Here is an 18,385-nt window from a genome sequence, read left to right on the forward strand (position 1 = left end):
GAGGCCCTCATGGACGATGCATCGTTCATCCCCGCAGCGATCGGGTGGATCCTCGTCATCGCGATCACCGTCTTCGTGGTGGTCACGCTGGCTCGCGCCATCCGCATCATCCCCCAGGCCACGGCCGGAGTTGTGGAGCGTCTGGGCCGCTATCACAAGACGCTCACCCCTGGTCTGAACATCCTGGTGCCGTTCATCGACCGCCTCCGTCCCCTGATCGACATGCGTGAGCAGGTGGTGTCGTTCCCGCCGCAGCCGGTCATCACCGAAGACAACCTCGTCGTCTCCATCGACACCGTCGTCTACTTCCAGGTGACCGACGCGCGAGCCGCGACGTACGAGATCGCCAACTACCTCGGCGCCGTCGAGCAGCTGACCACCACCACCCTTCGAAACGTGGTGGGTGGACTTAACCTCGAAGAGGCCCTCACCAGCCGCGACAACATCAATGGTCAGCTCCGCGTCGTGCTCGACGAGGCGACAGGCAAGTGGGGCATCCGCGTCGGCCGCGTCGAGCTGAAAGCCATCGACCCGCCCATCTCGATCCAGGACTCGATGGAGAAGCAGATGCGCGCCGAGCGGGATCGTCGAGCGGCGATCCTCACGGCGGAGGGAACGAAGCAGTCCGCGATCCTCGAGGCAGAGGGTGCGCGACAGGCGGAGATCCTGCGCGCAGAGGGTGACAAGCAGGCCGCTGTGCTTCGTGCACAGGGTGAGGCCGAGGCGATCCAGAACGTCTTCACCGCCATCCATCAGGGCGAGCCTGACGACAAGCTGCTGGCCTACCAGTACCTGCAGATGCTCCCGAAGATCAGCGAGGGCCCGTCGAACAAGCTCTGGATCATTCCGAGCGAGCTGACCGAGGCGCTCAAGGGCATCGGCACGGCGTTCACCCCGCGAGCCGGCCAGCCCCCCATGAACCTGCCGGGCGCGTGACGCACCCCTACTTCGAGAAGGCCGGCCAGCCCCGAGTCCTCGCTCACCGCGGACTGATCACCGAGGCGGGCGGGGATTCGGGCGTATGGGAGAACTCGGCTGCCGCCTTCGCGGCGGCCCATGCCGCCGGCGCAGAGTACATCGAGACGGACTGCCGGGTGACAGCCGACGGAGACGTCGTCCTCTTCCACGATGCGACGCTGCTGCGGCTGGTCGGCGACTCCCGTTCTGTCCGAGAGGTGCGCACCCGCGAGCTCGCCACGATCTTCGCCGACCACGGGGGGCTTCTCACGGTCGCGGAGGCACTGTCGGCATTCCCGACCACCCGCTTCAACATCGACGTCAAGACCGTCGACGCCGCAGCACCGCTCGGACCCGTCCTCGCGGATCAGACGCACCGCGTGCTCGTGACCAGCTTCTCAGACGCGAACCGACGTGCGACGGTCGCAGCCGTCCTTCGCGCGGGCGCCGCTGTCAGACCGGCCACGTCGGGCGGCAGCCGCACCATCGCCGCTGTCCGCGCTCTTTCCGCCCTCCGCCTCTCCCCCGCCCGCATGCTGCGGGACATCGATGTGCTGCAGATTCCCGAACGACACCGTGGTGTGCGGGTTCTGACGCCCGCACTCCTCCGATCCGCGCACCGATGTGGCGTCGAAGTGCACGTGTGGACCGTGAACGACGCTGACTCGATGCGTCGGTTGGTCGGTCTCGGTGTCGACGGGATCGTCACGGACCGTGCCGACCTCGCGTTGAGCACGGTGGGTCGCTGATCGCGCCACGCCGCCCTTACGCTGTGGCGCTGGGATTCCCCTGTGAATAGCGCCCGGAACCCGCCCGCATGGATGAAGCGCACAGGCTGGAGCGTTATACCTGACACGGACGAGAGGACCACACAATGGCAGATCGCAGCCTACGCGGCATCCGACTCGGCGCCCAGAGCCTACAGAGCGAAGAGGGCGTCGTCTTCATGGAGCGCCGTGAAACCACCTATACCTGTGACACCTGCGGCCATGTCACGAACCTGATGTTCTCGGCGGATGCCGAGCCGCCCCAGACGTGGGAGTGCCGTGCGTGCGGAGCAGACGCGCGCCTGAACGTCGACGGCCAGGCCGTCACGCTCGACACCGCAGATGAGAAGGCCGCGCGCACCCACTGGGACATGCTCCTGGAGCGTCGCACGCGTGCAGAACTCGAGGAGCTTCTCGAAGAGCGACTCGCATTCATCCGTGCCCGCCGCGGTGCGGGCGAAGACCCCACGCGCGAGAAGATCGGCGCTTAGCGCCTCCGGGCGCGCAACCACCCGAAAGCCAGCGCGCCCAGTCCGCCCCAGATCAGAAGTCCCTGCACCCAGGGGCCGAGGACCACTCCAGAGGTCAGGCCGGAACGCAGCTCGACATCCTCGAGCAGCGCTCCGGCCTTTCCTGCATCCAGGCTCGATACCGTCGTGCCGTCCGGACGGATCACCTGGCTCGTGCCGACGGTCGAGATGTTGACCACGCTGCGTCCGGTCTCGATCGCGCGCATCCTCGCGACGGCGAGCTGCTGCAGATTCTCATTCGTCCCGCGGAAGTCCGCGTTGTTCGTCTGGAAGACGAGCACCTCGGCACCGTCCGCCATACCCTCGCTGATCACATCGTCGTAGATCACGTCGAAGCAGATGGCCAGCCCGACCTTCACGCCGTCGACGTCGATGACCGGCGAATTCGTCCCCGGGGTGTACTCGCGCTCGATCAGACCGATCAGATCGGGTGCGAGCGCGTTGAAGAACGCTCGGTCGGGAACGTACTCTCCGAAAGGGACCGGATGCCGTTTGTCATGCACCTGCCCGTCCGGGCCTTCTTCGGTCCACAGCATCGAGGTGTTGTAGAAAAGGCCGTCACGTTCCGTGGCGGCATTGGCCAACAGCGGTGCGCCGATACGCGAGGAGACCGCGCTCATCCTTCTCGCCAGGGAGTCGGACTGGAACGGATCGAAATCGAGCGAGCCCTCGGGCCACACCAGCAGGTCGACGTCTTCACCGTAGAGCGGTTCGGTCGCCTCCGTCTGCGCGTCGATGAGCGAGTAGGGCTGCCGCTCGTCGAAATAGCCGCTCGGACCGTTTCCCTGCACCGCAGCGATGCGCAGGGAACCGCTGACCGTCGTGGGGAAGAGCGGCGTCACCAAGAGCGCGACGGCCACGACGACCGGTGCGAGCAGCGCTGTCGGCCGGCGCCACAGACGCGCGCGCCCGACCTGGATGACGAGGGCGACGAGGAAGACCATCAGGAAGCTGAGACCGCTCACGCCGGTCCAGGACGCGACGTGAGCCAGGGGGCTCTCGGCCTGACTCATCCCGAGGCGGGCCCACGGGAACCCCCCGTACGGCCACGAGCCGACGAAGACCTCGCGCCCGACCCACAGCGCCCCCACGACGGCAGGGAGAAGCAGGAGCCTCCCCCAGACGCCCGGAAACGCTCGGGGCAGCCAGCGGTAGGCGAGCGTGATCAGGATCAGAGCCACCGCCGTGAGGACGCCTTCGAGGACACTCAGCGCGGCCCAAGGCAGCGGACCCAGGTAGCGGGACGTGAACGACACCAGCAGTGCGAAGAAGATCACGCCGTAGACGAGGCCGACTGCCAGCGCTCCCCCGGCACGGCGGCCGATCAACGCGAGGAGCAGCAGGGCTGTGGCCGGGAACGCGAGCACCCACACCGCGGTCGCCGGGTACGACAGATTCATCAGCAGCGCGGCCGAAGCCGCAGCGGGGAGGGCGAGCGAGAGCGGCAGAAGGGGGCGCTGCGGCACGCGGGGTTCGGGCATCCTTCCTATTCTCACATCGAGGAATAGGCGACGATGCCGCGGCGCACGCCGTCCAGGGCCACACGGGCAGTACGGGCCAGCGCGCCGTCTTCCGCGACGATCGAGAGCTGATCGAGCAGATCGATCGTCTGCTTGGCCCACCGGACGAAGTCCCCGGCCGCCATGTCGGCGTCGACGAGGACGCGGTCCAGCATGCCGCCGCGGGCCCAGGAGTGCATCGCACCGGCGAGGCCCGCGGACAGAGGCTCTGACCCCGGCAAGTGGTGGTCCTTCTCGAGGTCGTCCAGCTCGGCCCAGAGCGTGGTCGTCTTGTCGTACGCTGCACGAAAGGCGCCTCGGGGCAGATCACGCTCGCCCGCGTTCGCCTCGTCACGACGAGGCTCGTAGACGAGGCAGCACGCCATGGCCGCGAGGGACGGCGCGTCGAGGTTGTTCCACAGTCCCTGTCTGAGCGACTCGGCAACCAGCAGATCCCGTTCACCGTAGATCCGACGCATCGTTCGACCGGCCTCGGTGAGCGTGGTCTCGTCCTGTTCGTCTCTGTGCAGATAGTCCAGCGTCTCGAGCACCTCGACGACGCGGTCGAAGACACGAGCCACGGTTCCGGTCCTCGTCTCGATCTGGCGCCGGATCCGGTCGGTCTGCCGCTTGAGCTTCCAGTACCGCTCAGCCCAGCGGGCATGGGCCTCGCGGTCGGGGCAACGGTGGCACCCGTGACGCTGCATGCGCGTCCGCACGCTCTGGATCTGCTTCATGCGCTTGTCACGCGACGCGCGCGGAGCGTGGGAGTCCTGGCGATTCTTCTTCTCGAGATCGCTCAGCTCCCGGCGGATCGAGGCGTACTCGAGGAAGTCGCCGTGGTCGCAGACCATCGCCGCCTTGTACCCCTCCAACGACTCCTCCGCCTCGCGGACCTGGCGAGCAAGGCCGACGACGGCGCGGTCGGCCTGGAACTGTGCGAACGACGACTCGAGCACCTCGCGGGCTCGCTGTTTTCCGAACAGATCGATCAGGTTGACGGCCATGTTGTACGTCGGTCGGAAGCTGGAGTTCAGCGGATAGGTGCGGCGGGAGGCGAGAGCGGCGACCGCCTGCGGGTCCATCCCCTCGGTCCACTGCACCACCGCATGACCTTCGACGTCGATTCCGCGTCGTCCGGCCCGGCCGGTGAGCTGGGTGTACTCCCCCGACGTGATCGCGACCCGAGCCTCGCCGTTGAACTTCTCCATCTTCTCGAGAACCACGGTTCTCGCGGGCATGTTGATGCCCAGAGCCAGCGTCTCGGTGGCGAAGACGACCTTCACCAGCTTGCGCTTGAAGAGATCCTCGACGACCTCCTTGAAGGCGGGCAGGAGACCCGCATGGTGCGCGGCCACACCGCGCTCGAGGTTCTCGAGCCACTCCCAGTAGCCCAGGACCCCGAGGTCCTCATCCTGCAGCGAGCGGGTCCGGTCCTCGACGATCGCTCGGATCTCTGCGCGTTCTTCCGACGACGTCAGACGCACTCCCGACCGGCGGACCTGCTGCACCGCCGCGTCGCAGCCGACCCTGCTGAAGATGAAGAAGATCGCCGGCAGAAGATTCGCCTGCTCGAGCAGTCGCACGACGTCGGGCCGATCCATGCGCTCGATCCGACGGACGTTCGCGGAACGGACGGGACGGCGTCCTCCTCGTGGCGGGCGCTGAGCCTGTCGCCCCGCATGCCTGTTGCTGCGGTACTCCTGCGCCGAGCGATTGTTGTCGTAGTGCGAGCCGGTGAAGGAGCGGATCCGCATCAGCTCCTGATTGACCTGCGCGGTCGCGATCCCGGCCCGATCGTCGAAGAGCGGGAGAAGATCATCCCGAACGAGCACATGCTGCTCGAGCGGCACCGGACGGATCTCCGAGACGATCACCTCGGTGTCCCCGCGAACGGTGTCGAGCCAGTCGCCGAACTCCTCGGCGTTCGACACGGTCGCGCTCAAGGAGACCAGCCGCACATGCTGCGGCAGGTGGATGATCACCTCTTCCCACACGGCGCCGCGGAAACGATCGGCGAGGTAGTGGACCTCATCCATGACCACATAGCGGAGGTCGCGGAGGGCCGCAGAATCCGCGTAGATCATGTTGCGCAGCACTTCGGTCGTCATCACGACGATCCGGGCGTTGCCGTTGATGTTCGTATCGCCGGTGAGCAGACCGACGTCGTCCGGGCCGTACACGTCGACCAGTTCGCGGAACTTCTGGTTGGAGAGCGCCTTCATGGGCGTCGTGTAGAAGGCCTTGTCTTGCGGGGTCTGCATCGCGAGATGGATCGCGAACTCGCCCACGATCGTCTTGCCGGCTCCGGTCGGCGCGGCGACGAGCACGCTCTGGCCGTCTTCGAGTGCGTGGCACCCCTCGACCTGGAAGGGATCGAGTTCGAATCTCTGGCCGGCCGCGAAGGCTACGGTCGCCGGGTGCCCTGCCGCCTGTCGAGCCGCGGCGTATCGTTCGGCGGGCGAGCTCATATGGCCACGGGTTCGATGCCTGCAGCCGCGTCGCGCTTGCGCTTGCGACGGTCGAAGAGCATCGAAATGAAGGTCGCCGCGAAGTACAGCACGATCATGGATCCCATCAGCAGCAGCATCGAGAACACGTCAGCAGGCGGCGTGCTGACAGCGGCGAAGACCGTACACACCAGGATGGCGACTCGCCAGCCCTTCAGGATGTCGCGGCCCGACACGATGCCGGCGAGGTTGAGTGCCACCAGGAAGACGGGCAGCACGAAGGCGATGCCGAGCACGAGCAGGAACTTGAAGACGAAGTCGTAGTAGGTGGAGTAGTCGAAGAACTGCGCCATGCCGGTCGGGACGAACGACGCCATGACTTCGATCACGTGGGGCAGCACGAAGAACGCGACGGTGCATCCTGCGAAGAACAGCGGAATGGCCGAGCCGAGGAACCCCCAGGTGTACTGAGTCTCCTTCTTCGTGAGCCCCGGCATGACGAACGCCCACACCTGCCACAGCCACACAGGAGCGGAGATCAGCAGTCCGATCGCGAAGGCGATCCGCATGCGCAGGTCGAAACCGCTCGTCACGGTGGTGAAGTTGAGACCGGTGTACTCACGCCCCGCCTCTGCGGCGATCGTGCGGATCGGCACCGACAGCAGCTCGATGATCGGCTCCGTGACGATGAAGGCGATGATCATGCCGACCACCAGGGCGGCTGCCGCGATGAACAGACGTTTACGGAGCTCGATCAGGTGCGCGCCGAGAGACATCCGCCTGTCACGGCCCGGCGTCTCCTGGTCGGCGGAATCGAGAGCGGACACGAACTAGGCGGATCGAGGGGGCTGACCCGGATCCGTGTCGCGAGCCGTCACCGTGGTGTCCGCGACCGAGGTCGTGGTGGTCGGGGATGCAGGATCCGCGGCATCAGTCGCGTCCTCGTTCTTCATCGCCTTCATCTCGCCCTTGAACACGCGGGCGGACTGACCGAGGCTCTTCGCCAGTGCCGGCAGCTTCGCCGCACCGAAGAGCAGCAGGATGACGGCGAGGATGATCAGCAGATGTGGCCAACCGAAAGCGCCCATGATTCTCCTTCGTCGTTTGGTGAAAGTCTAACGGGCGTTGTCGCCCTCGGGGTGGCGATACAGGGCGAGTCCGGCCGCAGCCCACTCTCGGGCCGCTGTTCGGGCGATGCCGGGCTCGACCACTTCGAGAGCGCCGCCGAACTTCGCAGCCAGCCGCTTCACTCCCCGAGGGTCTGCGAGATGCAGCCGAACAGTGACGATCCCATCGCTGACCTCGGAATTGTCCGCGGTCAGGAAATCTCCGAGCAGGGGCGCCATCCTCTCGGGCACGCGTACGCGCACCTCCCCCTCGTCCTCGACGGCCGAGAAGGCCTCCGGAACGTGCTCGCCGGCGTGGGTGATCGGGATGTCGGTCAGCCGGGCCTCGCTCACGCGGTCCAGGTGGAACGTGCGCATGGCCCGTCGCATGTGGCACCAGCCCTGCAGATACCACTGCGCGTTGGTGATGAGCACCTGCACGGGATCCACAGTGCGCGTCGTCGGCGCGGCATCGGGGGCCTGATAGGTGAACGACACGGCGACACCGTTCTGCACGCCTTGCGACACGACCTGGCGCACTTTATCGACCGCACTCGGGGCGACGACGACCTCGGCCGGCGCGTCTGCGGCGCCGCGGGAGAGCTTGGAGATGAGTCCGCTGACCAGGCCCGAGTCCGATACCGCGGGCACGGCGGCGACCATCTGAAGGCCGGCGAGCAGTGCGGCGGCTTCGCGGGCGGTGAATCGCGGCACTCGCCGAAGGGCCACGTCGTTCGTGATCTCGATGACGTCTTCTTCGTCGAGAAGATCCCAGTTGATGTCGAACATCTCCTGCGGCTGCTGCCAGAAGCCCGAGTCACCCGGCAGACCGATGACCGTCAGCTTCTCGACCATCTGGCGCATCTCCGCCGGAGTCACGCCGAACTCGGCAGCCGCCTCGGCGAGCGAGACCTGTCCGTGTTCGAGGAGGTAGGGCACGAGCGTCAGATAGACCCGGACTCGGTCGGCGGCGAGCAGCGGCTTCCCCTGCGCACTCATCGGGCGTCCTCCGCATCCGTGTTCGCGGAGGCGACCGCCGTCAGTCGGTCGACGACGGCGGCGCGGAGTGCCGCCGGCTCCACCACGCGCACCTCGGGACCGTAGGACGCGAGTTCGTCGGCGAAGATGTGCAGATCGACGAATGGGACCAAGATGCCCTGGGTCGCCGCCGGCGTCGCTCGTCGTCCCAGCCGCAGCGACGCCTCGGTGCCCGGTGTGACCTCGAGCAGCGCGGAGTTCTGAGCGGCGACGCGCTCGAGGCCCGCCAGGGCTCGCTCCCCCGCTCCTTCGCGCAGGGCCGGGTCGAACGCCTTGGCCGTGATCTTCACATCGCCGACGATCCTGCTGAGGAGGAACATGCGGTCCTGCTCGATGTCTACATCGACGCCGAACACGTGCCATCTCGCCTCATAGTCGACCAGGACGAGCGGACGGATGCTGCGCCGCCTCGGCGCGCCCTCGCCCGGCTTCAGGTAGTCGAAGACGACGACCCGGCTTTTCTCGATCGCATCCTGCAGCGGAGGGAACGCGGCATCCCGAGCGGTGATCCGCGGTGCGAAGCCGATGATCGGCTCGTCACCGTCGATTCCGAGCGCCCGGATCTTGCGCACGCCGGCTTTCGCATCGCCCGAGGCGGACTCGGCGCTCCATACGCTGCCCGCGAGTTGGAGCACGGCGAGTTCGGCGGCCGTGAACTCGATGTCGTTCGGCAGGTCGTATTCCGCCTGCGGAATGCGGTAGCGCGCTTCACGGAGATCGTTCGGATCGGCCTGGTCGCCGATCGTCTCGACAGGAACTCCGAGGGTGCGAAGCTCGTCCTTGTCGCGCTCGAACATCTTCTCGAGAGCATCCGAGCGCACGCCCGCGTCGGCGCGCTGACGGTATCCCGACACGTTGTCGAGGATCTGCTGCTTGGTGAGCCCGATTTCCGTGGCCATGAGCGCCACGACGAGATTCGTCAGGCGTTCCTCCGCAGGAATACGGGCCGCCATCACTGCTCCGGGACGGGGACGACACCCAGGATGTCCACCACGATGGCGGTCGCCGGGTTTCCGTCCGCCTCAGGCACGACGACGAGCAATTGAGAGCCGACGGTCGCGCCGACGAGCTCCTTCGCAGCCGGGCCGATGTTCGGCTCAGCGCCCCACGTGCTCGAGGTGACCGTCTTGTCGTCCCATCCGAGCGCCATGATGTTGGTGACGATGGTCGAGTCCTTCTCGACCTTCTCACCGTCGCCCTTGATGAGCGTCTGAGTGACCGTCTCGGTGGGAGCGTCGCTGTCGGGGATGATCACGCCGGGGGTGCCGTCGGGAGCGCGGACCACGGTAGGCAGGCCTCGGGCGTCGTTGAACTGCGATGCGCCTTCGGCGTGAGCGAGGTAGACATCCTGCAGGTCGATTATCGCGACGACGTTCTCGTCCTGCTCGAGTCCGAATGCCTCGACATTCGCTTCGCCGAAGTCCTCAGGCGTCAGCACGGCGACGATCCGACTCCCTCCGGTGGCGCACTCCAGAACGGTCTCGAGACCGGCCGACCGCTCGGCCCAGTAGGAGATGCTGTGCACCCGGCTCGGGTCTCCGTTGAACTCGGACTCGTACAGCTTCTCGCCGCTCTCGCCGCCGTAGAAGGCGATGTCGAGGACCATCGGCTGAGACGTCGACGTGAGGACGTCTCCGTCTCCCGTCACCACGTCGGCGAACGACGTCTCTTCGGCCTTCACCGGGCTGTACACGGTGACGTCCGGGGTCTCCCCGAGGTCGCCCTCCACGGTGACCGAATCCTTGACGGACGGGGTCGACGCGGCCGCACGATCGCATGCGTCACCGGCGAACGACGGCGCCGAGGCGCACCCGGTCAGAGTGAGGACGGCGAGGCTGAGGGTTGCCAGAACGGCGGACGTTTTACGCACGCGCTCCAGTCTATTCCGTCGGGGGTGCGGATTCGCGCGATCCGGCGGCGAGACGAGCCCCCTCGGCGGCCTTCGCGGCCTCTCTCGCCCGCTTGCGCAGGTTCTTGTCTGTGATCTCACGGTCGCCCACGGCGCCGGGCGTCCACGCCTCGACATCCGCATCGCCGTAGCTGCTCTTCGAGGCCCGACGCTTGACCTGCGGAGGAACGGCTCCCGGCGCCAGCCGGCGTGCGGTGAGGAGGAATCCGGTATGTGCCACCATGCGGTGGTCGGGTCGCACCGCGAGGCCCTCGACGTGCCAGCCGCGCACCATCGTCTCGGAGGCCTCGGGGTCGGTGAACAACCCCGTGCTGCGGATGTACTCCGCGACCCGCGAGAGCTGCGTGGCCGTCGCGACGTAGCACAGCACGACACCCCCGGGAGTGAGGGCGTCGGCGACCACGTCCACGCATTCCCATGGCGCGAGCATGTCGAGCACGACGCGATCCACGGTGCCCGCGGGGAACTCCGCAGGCAGCGACTCCGCGAGGTCTCCGACCACCACGTCCCAGGTGCCGGGAGTCTCGCCGAAGAAGGTCTCGACGTTGCCTCGCGCGACCTGAGCGAAGTCCTCGCGGCGCTCGAACGACACCAATCGGCCGGCCGGACCGATGGCCCGCAGCAGCGAGAGCGAGAGGGCACCTGATCCGACACCCGCTTCCACGACGACGGCGCCGGGGAAGATGTCGGCCTGCATCACGATCTGCGCGGCGTCCTTGGGGTAGACGATCGCGGCGCCGCGAGGCATCGACATCGCGAAGTCGCGGAGCAGCGGCCTGAGTGCGAGGTACTCGTGCCCCGAGCTGTTCGCGGCCACGGAGCCGTCGGGCAGGCCGATGAGGTCGCGGTGCCGGAGCACGCCCTGATGCGTGTGCAACTCGCCGTCCTCACGCAGGGTCACGGTGTGCAGGCGCCCCTTGGGTCCGGTCAGCTGCACTCGATCGCCCTCTCGGAACGGCCCGCTCGGCCGCTGTGAGGTGGTCTCGGTCATCGGGTGGCTCCCGTCATGGAGGTCTTGCGGTCGAAGAGTTCGATCAGGTCGGCGGCACTGCGTCCCTCGAGGCTCGGCCAGAGCTCGTGCGCCCCGACGTGATCGAGCGGGACGATGTGCGGCACCCCGAGGGCGACGGCGCCGGACGCGATGCCCGCGCGGAGTCCGGTCGGGGAATCCTCGATGACCACAGCCTCGGCGATGTCGATCTCGAGCAACGACGCCGCGTGGAGGTAGGGCTCGGGATGGGGCTTGGGATTGGTCACGTCGTCACCTGCCACGACGATGTCGAACGCGTCGAACTCGATCAGGTCGACGACGCTCAGCGCCATGCGGCGCAGCGACATGGTGACGAGGCCCGTGGGGATCCCGGCCGTCCGGAGGTCCTGCAGCAGCTCTCGCGCACCGGGACGAAAGGGCACTCCCTGCGTGCGCAGCGCGTCCTGCACACCGTCGGTGAGGAGCGACACGATCGCCTCGGCATCCATGTCGACGCCCGCGTTCTGGAGGATGATCGCGCTGTCGATCAGGCCGTTGCCGACGAGTTGCAGTGCGTCCTCGTGGCTCCAGGTGCCGCCGAACGATTCGACGAGTGCGGTCTCGGCCGCCATCCAATACGGCTCGGTGTCGACGAGTGTTCCGTCCATGTCCCAGAGGATCGCGCGGGGCTGTCTGCTCACCGAACCATGTTACCCGTGGCTCCGCCCGGTCCCCGCGCCGTCGGACTAGCCTGGGGTGATACCGATCCGGAATCCACGAAGGGAGCCCACGATGGATGGCCTCGGTTCACGCATCGTCATCGTCGCCTTCGACGGGTGGAACGACGCAGGAGAAGCCGCGAGCGGCGCTGTCGCCGCACTGCGCGAGACGACCGACTACGACCTCGTCCATTCGATCGACCCGGAGCTGTACTTCGACTACCAGTACACGCGTCCGGCGACGAAGATGGACGCCGAAGGGCGTCGCCAGCTCACCTGGCCCGAAGCGGGACTCTGGCGTCCGCGCGACCCTGGCCCAGGACCCGAGTTCTGGGTCCTCACGGGTGTGGAGCCGGCGCGCACCTGGCAGGCCTTCGCCTCCGAGTTCATCGACGTCGCGCTCCGCGACGACATCACGGGTTTCGTCACCCTGGGCGCGATGCTCTCCGATGTGCCCCACACTCGGCCGATCTCGATCTTCGCCTCGAGCCAGAACGAGCAGATCCGCGAGGCTCACGGCCTCGAACGCTCGCTCTACGAGGGCCCGGTGGGCATCCTGAGCGTGATCGAGCACTTCGCTGAGAGCGCCGGGATCCCGACGGCCAGCCTGTGGGCGAGCGTGCCGCACTACGTCGCCTCGGCCACCCCGTCGCCCAAGGTGACTCTCGCCCTTCTCGACCGCCTCGAGGAGCTGACGGGCGTCGACGTGCCCCGTGACCACCTGCGCACGGAGGCCGCCGCCTGGGAGGCGTCCATCGATGCCGCGGCAGCGGACGACGAGGACATGACCGAGTACATCCACCAGCTGGAGCGCACCCGCGACACGTGGGACTCCCCCGATGCGTCGGGTGATGCGATCGCTCAGGCCTTCGAGCGCTACCTCAAGCGCCGTGGCGACGGCCCCGGCGACCACAAGCGGTAGACGACGGGGCCGACGGCATCAGGCCGCGATGACGCCCGTGCCCAGCAGCACCAGCAGGACGGTGCCCAGGAGGATGCGGTAGATCACGAACGGCAGGAAGCTCCGCTTCGAGATGTAGTTCATGAAGAACGCGATCACGCCGAGCGCCACCACGAAAGCGATGCCCGTCGCCGCCAGGGTGTCTCCGAACGAGAAGAAGGACGGCTCGTCCCAGCTCTTGAAGACCTGGTAGAAACCGCTGCCGAACACCGCGGGGATCGCGAGCAGGAATGCGTAGCGAGCGGCGGCGGCGCGCTCGTAGCCGAGGAAGAGTCCCATGGTGATCGTCCCACCGGATCGCGAGACTCCGGGGATCAGCGCCAGGGCCTGAGCGAACCCGTACGCGATGCCGTGCGGGTAGGTGAGCTGGTCGAGCTTGCGGCGCTTGGCGCCGACGTGGTCGGCGACACCGAGGAGGATGCCGAAGACGATCAGCATGATCGCGACGATCCAGAGCGAACGGAAGACCGTCTCGATCTGGTCTTGGAACAGGAGCCCCAGGAGGACGATCGGGATGCTGCCGATGATGATCATCCATCCCATCCGCGCATCCGGATCGCTGCGCGGAACCCTGCCCGCCAACGACCGGAACCACTGCGCGATGATCCGCACGATGTCGCGCCAGAAGAACACCACAACGGCCGCCTCGGTGCCGATCTGGGTGATCGCGGTGAACGCGGCACCGGGATCCTCGCCGGACGGCAGGAACGTGCCGAGGATGCGCAGGTGGGCGCTGGAGGAGATCGGCAGGAACTCGGTGAGTCCCTGGACGATGCCGAGGATGAGCGCTTCGAGCAAGTGCATGGAGGAGCTTTCTGAGTCGATGTGCGCGAACGTGGAGCCGAGAGCTCAATACGTGCGCAGCAGATCGGCCAGCACCCGCTGACCGAAGACAAGCGATTCTACGGGCACCCGCTCGTCGACCCCGTGGAACATCCCCGTGAAGTCGAGGTCGGCGGGCAGCCGAAGAGGCGCGAAGCCGTACCCGGTGATGCCGAGGGACGCCAACGCCTTGTTGTCGGTGCCCGCACCCAGCAGGTACGGGATGACCGGCACGCCCGGGTCATGCCTGCCGAGACTCTCCACCATCGCTTCGACGAGCTCACCGCCGAAGGGCGTCTCCATGCCGATGTCCCGCACGACGGTCTGGATCTCGATGTCATCGCCGACGATCCTCTGCAGCTCGGCGAGTACGTCGTCCTCCGTCCCGGGGATCACCCGCACGTCGATCAGCGCCTCCGCCCGCTCGGGGATCACATTGTGCTTGTACCCGGCCGTCAGCGCGGTCGGGTTCGTCGTCGTGCGGAAGGAGGAGCGCAGGAATGCCTCGGCGGGCCCGGCCGCAGCCGCGAGGGCGTCCGGGTCGTCGACGGGGCGCCCGGTGAGATCGCTCAGGCCCCGCAGCAGAGCCTCGGTGGTGGGCGTGAGGCGCAGGGGCCACCGCGTGCGCCCGAGGGCGGCGACCGCCTCAGCGAGCTTCGTGACCGCATTGTCATCGTGGAGGCGGCTTCCGTGCCCGGCGCGCCCCTTCGCCACGAGGCGGATCCAGATGAGCGCCTTCTCCCCCACCTGCAGCAGGTAGGCGCGGCGGTCGTCGACGGTGATCGAATACCCGCCCACCTCGCTGATCGCCTCGGTCGCCCCCTCGAACCACTCGGGACGGTTCTGCACGACCAGGGCCGACCCCTCGACGCCACCGTTCTCCTCATCGGCGAAGAACGCGAGCACCAGGTCGCGTTCGGGCTGCTCCCCCGCGCGCAGTATGTCCGCGACAGCGGTCATGATCATCGCGTTCATGTTCTTCATATCGACCGCACCCCGCCCCCAGAGCATGCCGTCCTTGACGATCCCGGCGAAAGGGTCCACGGTCCAGTCCTCCGCCATGGCCGGGACCACGTCGAGGTGCCCGTGCACGACGAGCGCAGGCTTGCTCCGGTCGCGCCCCGGCACCCGCGCCATGACGTTCGTGCGCCGCGGAATGGGCTCGTAGTACTCGACATCGAGGCCGAGGCCCTGGAGATAGCCGCCGACATACTCGGCCGCCTCCCGCTCGCCTGTGGCATTGCCTCCGCCGAAGTTCGAGGTGTCGAATCGGATCAGGTCGCTCGCGATGCGAACCACCTCGGGAAGAGACACGTCAGTCATGGAGTCCAGGCTATCGAAACGACGTGGCGCGCCCGGGCGTCGGCGTCGGTTTCTGAGTGCCGCGAAGCTCGTGCTAATGTAAATCTTCGTTCGGCAACGAACATCCAACACCTGCGCGGGTGGCGGAATGGTAGACGCGCTACGTTGAGGTCGTAGTGCCCGTAAGGGCGTGGGGGTTCAAGTCCCCCTCCGCGCACGGACAGGCCCCGGATATCCCCGTGATATCCGGGGCCTTCTTCGATTCTGCGTCGCTGCCCGTTCGGACAGGACTCGAAACGACAGCTCGAGCCCTGTCCGCTGCGTCCGGGTGGTGCCGCGGTCAGACCGCGCCGACCCCGAACACCAGACCGAGGACGTAGGTGATCGCCGCGGCGCCGAAGCCGATCGCCAGCTGACGCATCGCACGACGCAGAGGCGGCCCTCCGGAGAGGATGCCGACCATCGCCCCGGTCGACAGCAGCGCGACTCCCACCAGCACGAGCGCGACGATCACCGCCGTGGCCCCCTCGAGCCCGAAGATCCAGGGCAGGACCGGGATGATCGCGCCGGAGGCGAACAGCAGGAAGCTCGAGATCGCAGCGGTCCAATCGCTGCCGACGATCTCGTGGTCGTCTCCGGAATGCACGTGGATCGGGCCTGTGGCGGCGCGTTCCACGCCTGCGCGCGCCGCGTCGACGATGCGCCGCGCGCGCTCCAGCGCCTCCTGCTGGCCGATCCCGCGCGCCCGGTAGACCAGCGCGAGCTCGTTCTCATCGATGTCGAGGTCGGCGGCGCTCGCCGCGGCATCCTCGTTGGCCTCCGTCGAGGCGAGGAGTTCGCGCTGGGAGCGCACCGACACGAACTCTCCCGCTCCCATCGACAGCGCCCCCGCGAGCAGACCCGCGATACCGCTGAACAGGACGAATCCCGAGCTCACACCCGTGGCGCCGATGCCCAGCACGAGGGCGAGGTTGCTCACGAGGCCGTCGTTGGCCCCGAAGACGGCGGCGCGGAACGAACCTGACAGACGGCGTCGGCCGCGCGCGGCGAGACCCCGAACCACCTCGTAGTGCACCTTCTCGTCGGCTCGCATGGCAGGTGTCGCGTACTGCTCTGAATCGTAGGGAGAACGCGCCTCGGCGCTCTGCGCGAGCGCGAGCACGAAGATGGATCCGAAGCGGCCCGCCATCCAGCCGAGCAGGCGTGAGCGGATGCCGGCACGCGGCAGTCGACCGGGTTCGTCGCCCAGAAGATCGAGCCAGTGCTGCTCGTGGCGTCGCTCCGCGTCGGCGAGGCTGAGGAGGATCTCGCGCTCCTCGCCCGTGCGGCGGCTGGCCAGTTTCTGATAGACGTGCCCTTCGGCACGTTCCTCGACGAGGTAGCGCGCCCAGCGGCGGCGGTCTGTGGCGGTCGGTTCGGCGGCAGCGGGGGCTGTCATGAGGTCTCCTGATCGACGGTCCCCGAGAGTCGGGGCAACCGTTCAACGCTAGCTTCGTGAACCGTTCGCAGACGTACCAGGAGCAGTATTGCCAGGTTTTCGGGCTTCCGAACCGAGCGAGGGAATCAGGAGCGGACGCGCTTGCGCAGCACGTCGATACGCGACTGCAGCTGCGTCACGGTCGCCTGGGCGACTGCGGGTCCGCCGCAGATCCTGCGCAGCTCGGCGTGCACTGCGCCATGCGGCTCGCCCTTCTGACGGGCGTACAGGCCCACCAGGCTGTTCAGCAGCTGCCGCTGTTCGCGCAGGGTGCGGTGCAGCGGCGCCGGGAGCGTCGTGGCCTCGGTCGGGCCCGCCTCGGCTTCCCTCGTCTCACGCAAGCGGGTCTGCCGCGCCTGACGCTGCATCAGCAGCTCATGGACGTGCTCGGGCTCGAGGAGGCCAGGGAAGCCGATGAACTCCTCTTCTTCGGGCGTGCCAGGCTCGGCCAGCTGACCGAACTCCTGGCCCTCGAACACGACCCGGTCGAAATGGGCCACCGATGACAGAGCCTGGTAGCTGAACTCCTGCGTCAGCGCATCGGACGCGTCGTCCTCGCGGTTCGCGGAGTCCAGCAGCGAGTCCTCGAGTCCGTCGTCGTCTGCCGACTGGCGATCGAGCGCGTGATCGCGCTGCTTGTCCATCTCGTTCGCGAGCCCCATGAGCACGGGCACCTGGGGCAGGAAGACGCTCGCCGCCTCGCCCCGACGGCGTGCACGCACGAAACGGCCGATGGCCTGGGCGAAGAACAGCGGCGTGGACGACGACGTCGCGTAGACGCCGACCGCGAGACGGGGCACGTCGACCCCCTCGGACACCATGCGCACGGCGACCATCCAGCGGTCTTCGCTGTTGCTGAACTTCTCGATGCGCTCGGACGCGGTCGCGTCGTCGGACAGGACGATCGTCGGCTGCCGACCGGTGATGCTGTGCAGGATCTTGGCATACGCACGGGCGACGGTCTGATCGGTCGCGAGCACCAGGCCACCGGCATCCGGCACGTGGTGCCTGATCTCGGTCAGACGACGATCCGCCGCCGAGAGCACAGCCGGCATCCACTCGCCCTCGGGATCGAGCGCGGTGCGCCAGGCCTGGGAGGTCACATCCTTGGTGTTGTCCTGGCCCAGATGAGTCTCGAGCTCGTCTCCGGTGCTCGTGCGCCATCGCATCTTGCCGGCGTACATGTGGAACAGCACCGGACGCACGACACCGTCGGCCAGGGCGCGCCCGTAGCCGTAGTTGTAGTCGGTGCGAGAGATGCGCGCGCCCGACTCGTCGGGGTGGTATTCGACGAACGGGATGGGCGCGGTGTCGCTGCGGAACGGGGTGCCGGAGAGCAGAAGTCGTCTCTTCGCCGGACCGTAGGCGTCTCGGATCGCGTCACCCCAGCTGAGAGCGTCGCCGCCGTGATGCACCTCGTCGAGGATGACCAGGGTCTTGGCGTCCTCGGTCAGGTGCCGGTGGACCGACGACTTCGCGGCGACCTGCGCGTAGGTGACGACGGCGCCGTGGTAGTGCCGCGCCGGCGCCCAGTGACTGTTGCGGAACCGAGGATCGAGACGGATGTGCACCCGAGCGGCGGCATCGGCCCACTGCGTCTTGAGATGCTCGGTCGGCGCGACCACGATGATCCGGTTGACCTCGCCCATGCGCATGAGCTCGACCGCGAGGGTGAGGGCGAACGTGGTCTTGCCTGCGCCGGGCGTCGCTGCGACGAGGAAGTCGCGCTGATCGGCCTGGAAGTACTGTTCCAGCGCCTCTTGCTGCCAGGCACGCAGCTTGTTCGCAGTGCCCCAGGGGGCACGCTGAGGGAAGGACGGAGAGAGCATCGAGTCAACGATAATCGCTGGCGCCGACACTCGGCACGCTCGCCCGATC

At 67.5% G+C, this 18,385-nt stretch carries 17 protein-coding genes and 1 tRNA gene; 5 read left to right on the forward strand and 13 right to left on the reverse strand.

The features are described 5' to 3' along the window. Positions 1 to 9: 9 nt before the first annotated feature. The 3 genes from AB0N61_RS06205 to AB0N61_RS06215 all read left to right on the forward strand — a co-directional run bounded on the left by AB0N61_RS06205 (position 10) and on the right by AB0N61_RS06215 (position 2,215). The gene (locus AB0N61_RS06205) at positions 10 to 936 is read left to right on the forward strand and encodes an SPFH domain-containing protein (protein ID WP_363362502.1); all 927 of its coding nucleotides are present in this window, start codon (positions 10 to 12) and stop codon (positions 934 to 936) included. Further along, positions 933 to 1,706 carry a glycerophosphodiester phosphodiesterase family protein gene (locus AB0N61_RS06210; RefSeq protein ID WP_363362504.1) on the forward strand — a complete coding sequence of 258 codons (774 nt, stop codon included), beginning with the start codon at positions 933 to 935 and terminating at the stop codon, positions 1,704 to 1,706. Before AB0N61_RS06205 ends, AB0N61_RS06210 begins: the two co-directional genes overlap by 4 nt. Positions 1,707 to 1,831: 125 nt before the next feature. Beyond that, the gene (locus tag AB0N61_RS06215) at positions 1,832 to 2,215 is read left to right on the forward strand and encodes an RNA polymerase-binding protein RbpA (RefSeq protein WP_167944147.1); all 384 of its coding nucleotides are present in this window, start codon (positions 1,832 to 1,834) and stop codon (positions 2,213 to 2,215) included. Here AB0N61_RS06215 and lnt read toward each other — a convergent pair. From lnt to AB0N61_RS06260, 9 genes are read right to left on the reverse strand one after another with little or no spacing between them, the layout of a single operon-like run. Next, positions 2,212 to 3,735 (reverse strand): apolipoprotein N-acyltransferase, encoded by a 1,524-nt coding sequence (gene lnt, locus AB0N61_RS06220; RefSeq protein ID WP_363362506.1) that lies wholly within the window; start codon positions 3,733 to 3,735, stop codon positions 2,212 to 2,214. The genes AB0N61_RS06215 and lnt overlap by 4 nt on opposite strands. 11 nt (positions 3,736 to 3,746) lie before the next feature. Beyond that, positions 3,747 to 6,224 carry a DEAD/DEAH box helicase gene (locus AB0N61_RS06225; RefSeq protein WP_363362508.1) on the reverse strand — a complete coding sequence of 826 codons (2,478 nt, stop codon included), beginning with the start codon at positions 6,222 to 6,224 and terminating at the stop codon, positions 3,747 to 3,749. After that, complete coding sequence (gene tatC / locus AB0N61_RS06230) at positions 6,221 to 6,979, reverse strand: twin-arginine translocase subunit TatC (protein ID WP_363363173.1); 759 nt, start codon at positions 6,977 to 6,979, stop codon at positions 6,221 to 6,223. The genes AB0N61_RS06225 and tatC overlap by 4 nt, the downstream gene beginning before the upstream one ends. Before the next feature lie 54 nt (positions 6,980 to 7,033). Next, complete coding sequence (gene tatA / locus AB0N61_RS06235; protein ID WP_053096064.1) at positions 7,034 to 7,291, reverse strand: Sec-independent protein translocase subunit TatA; 258 nt, start codon at positions 7,289 to 7,291, stop codon at positions 7,034 to 7,036. Between the two features lie 27 nt (positions 7,292 to 7,318). Continuing rightward, on the reverse strand, positions 7,319 to 8,308 hold the full coding sequence (locus AB0N61_RS06240) for a WYL domain-containing protein (RefSeq protein ID WP_363362509.1): 990 nt from the start codon (positions 8,306 to 8,308) through the stop codon (positions 7,319 to 7,321). Then, entirely contained in the window at positions 8,305 to 9,300 is a 996-nt protein-coding gene (locus AB0N61_RS06245) for a WYL domain-containing protein (RefSeq protein ID WP_363362511.1), read from the reverse strand. Before AB0N61_RS06245 ends, AB0N61_RS06240 begins: the two co-directional genes overlap by 4 nt. Then, positions 9,300 to 10,217: a hypothetical protein gene (locus AB0N61_RS06250; protein WP_363362512.1), complete on the reverse strand. Its 918-nt coding sequence runs from the start codon at positions 10,215 to 10,217 to the stop codon at positions 9,300 to 9,302. The genes AB0N61_RS06245 and AB0N61_RS06250 overlap by 1 nt, the downstream gene beginning before the upstream one ends. 10 nt (positions 10,218 to 10,227) lie before the next feature. Continuing rightward, the gene (locus AB0N61_RS06255; protein ID WP_363362514.1) at positions 10,228 to 11,247 is read right to left on the reverse strand and encodes a tRNA (adenine-N1)-methyltransferase; all 1,020 of its coding nucleotides are present in this window, start codon (positions 11,245 to 11,247) and stop codon (positions 10,228 to 10,230) included. Next, positions 11,244 to 11,927: an HAD family phosphatase gene (locus tag AB0N61_RS06260; RefSeq protein ID WP_363362515.1), complete on the reverse strand. Its 684-nt coding sequence runs from the start codon at positions 11,925 to 11,927 to the stop codon at positions 11,244 to 11,246. Before AB0N61_RS06260 ends, AB0N61_RS06255 begins: the two co-directional genes overlap by 4 nt. Positions 11,928 to 12,018: 91 nt before the next feature. Here AB0N61_RS06260 and AB0N61_RS06265 point away from each other — a divergent pair, with 91 nt between their 5' ends. After that, positions 12,019 to 12,867: a PAC2 family protein gene (locus AB0N61_RS06265; RefSeq protein WP_363362517.1), complete on the forward strand. Its 849-nt coding sequence runs from the start codon at positions 12,019 to 12,021 to the stop codon at positions 12,865 to 12,867. Positions 12,868 to 12,885: 18 nt separating this feature from the next. Here the strand turns inward: AB0N61_RS06265 and AB0N61_RS06270 are convergent, their stop codons facing one another. Continuing rightward, entirely contained in the window at positions 12,886 to 13,710 is an 825-nt protein-coding gene (locus tag AB0N61_RS06270; RefSeq protein WP_167944161.1) for an undecaprenyl-diphosphate phosphatase, read from the reverse strand. A 45-nt stretch (positions 13,711 to 13,755) separates the two neighbouring features. Further along, positions 13,756 to 15,051 carry a M20/M25/M40 family metallo-hydrolase gene (locus tag AB0N61_RS06275; protein ID WP_363362518.1) on the reverse strand — a complete coding sequence of 432 codons (1,296 nt, stop codon included), beginning with the start codon at positions 15,049 to 15,051 and terminating at the stop codon, positions 13,756 to 13,758. A 113-nt stretch (positions 15,052 to 15,164) separates the two neighbouring features. Here AB0N61_RS06275 and AB0N61_RS06280 point away from each other — a divergent pair. After that, a tRNA-Leu gene (locus AB0N61_RS06280) sits at positions 15,165 to 15,247 on the forward strand. A gap of 123 nt (positions 15,248 to 15,370) precedes the next feature. Here the strand turns inward: AB0N61_RS06280 and AB0N61_RS06285 are convergent. Beyond that, a complete protein-coding gene (locus AB0N61_RS06285; protein ID WP_363362520.1) occupies positions 15,371 to 16,468 on the reverse strand; it encodes a VIT1/CCC1 family protein in 1,098 nt (365 codons plus the stop codon). Between the two features lie 125 nt (positions 16,469 to 16,593). Beyond that, positions 16,594 to 18,336 (reverse strand): DEAD/DEAH box helicase, encoded by a 1,743-nt coding sequence (locus AB0N61_RS06290; RefSeq protein WP_363362521.1) that lies wholly within the window; start codon positions 18,334 to 18,336, stop codon positions 16,594 to 16,596. Positions 18,337 to 18,385: the final 49 nt, after the last annotated feature.

The sequence above is a fragment of the Microbacterium sp. NPDC089320 genome (assembly GCF_040684875.1).
Classification (GTDB): domain Bacteria; phylum Actinomycetota; class Actinomycetes; order Actinomycetales; family Microbacteriaceae; genus Microbacterium.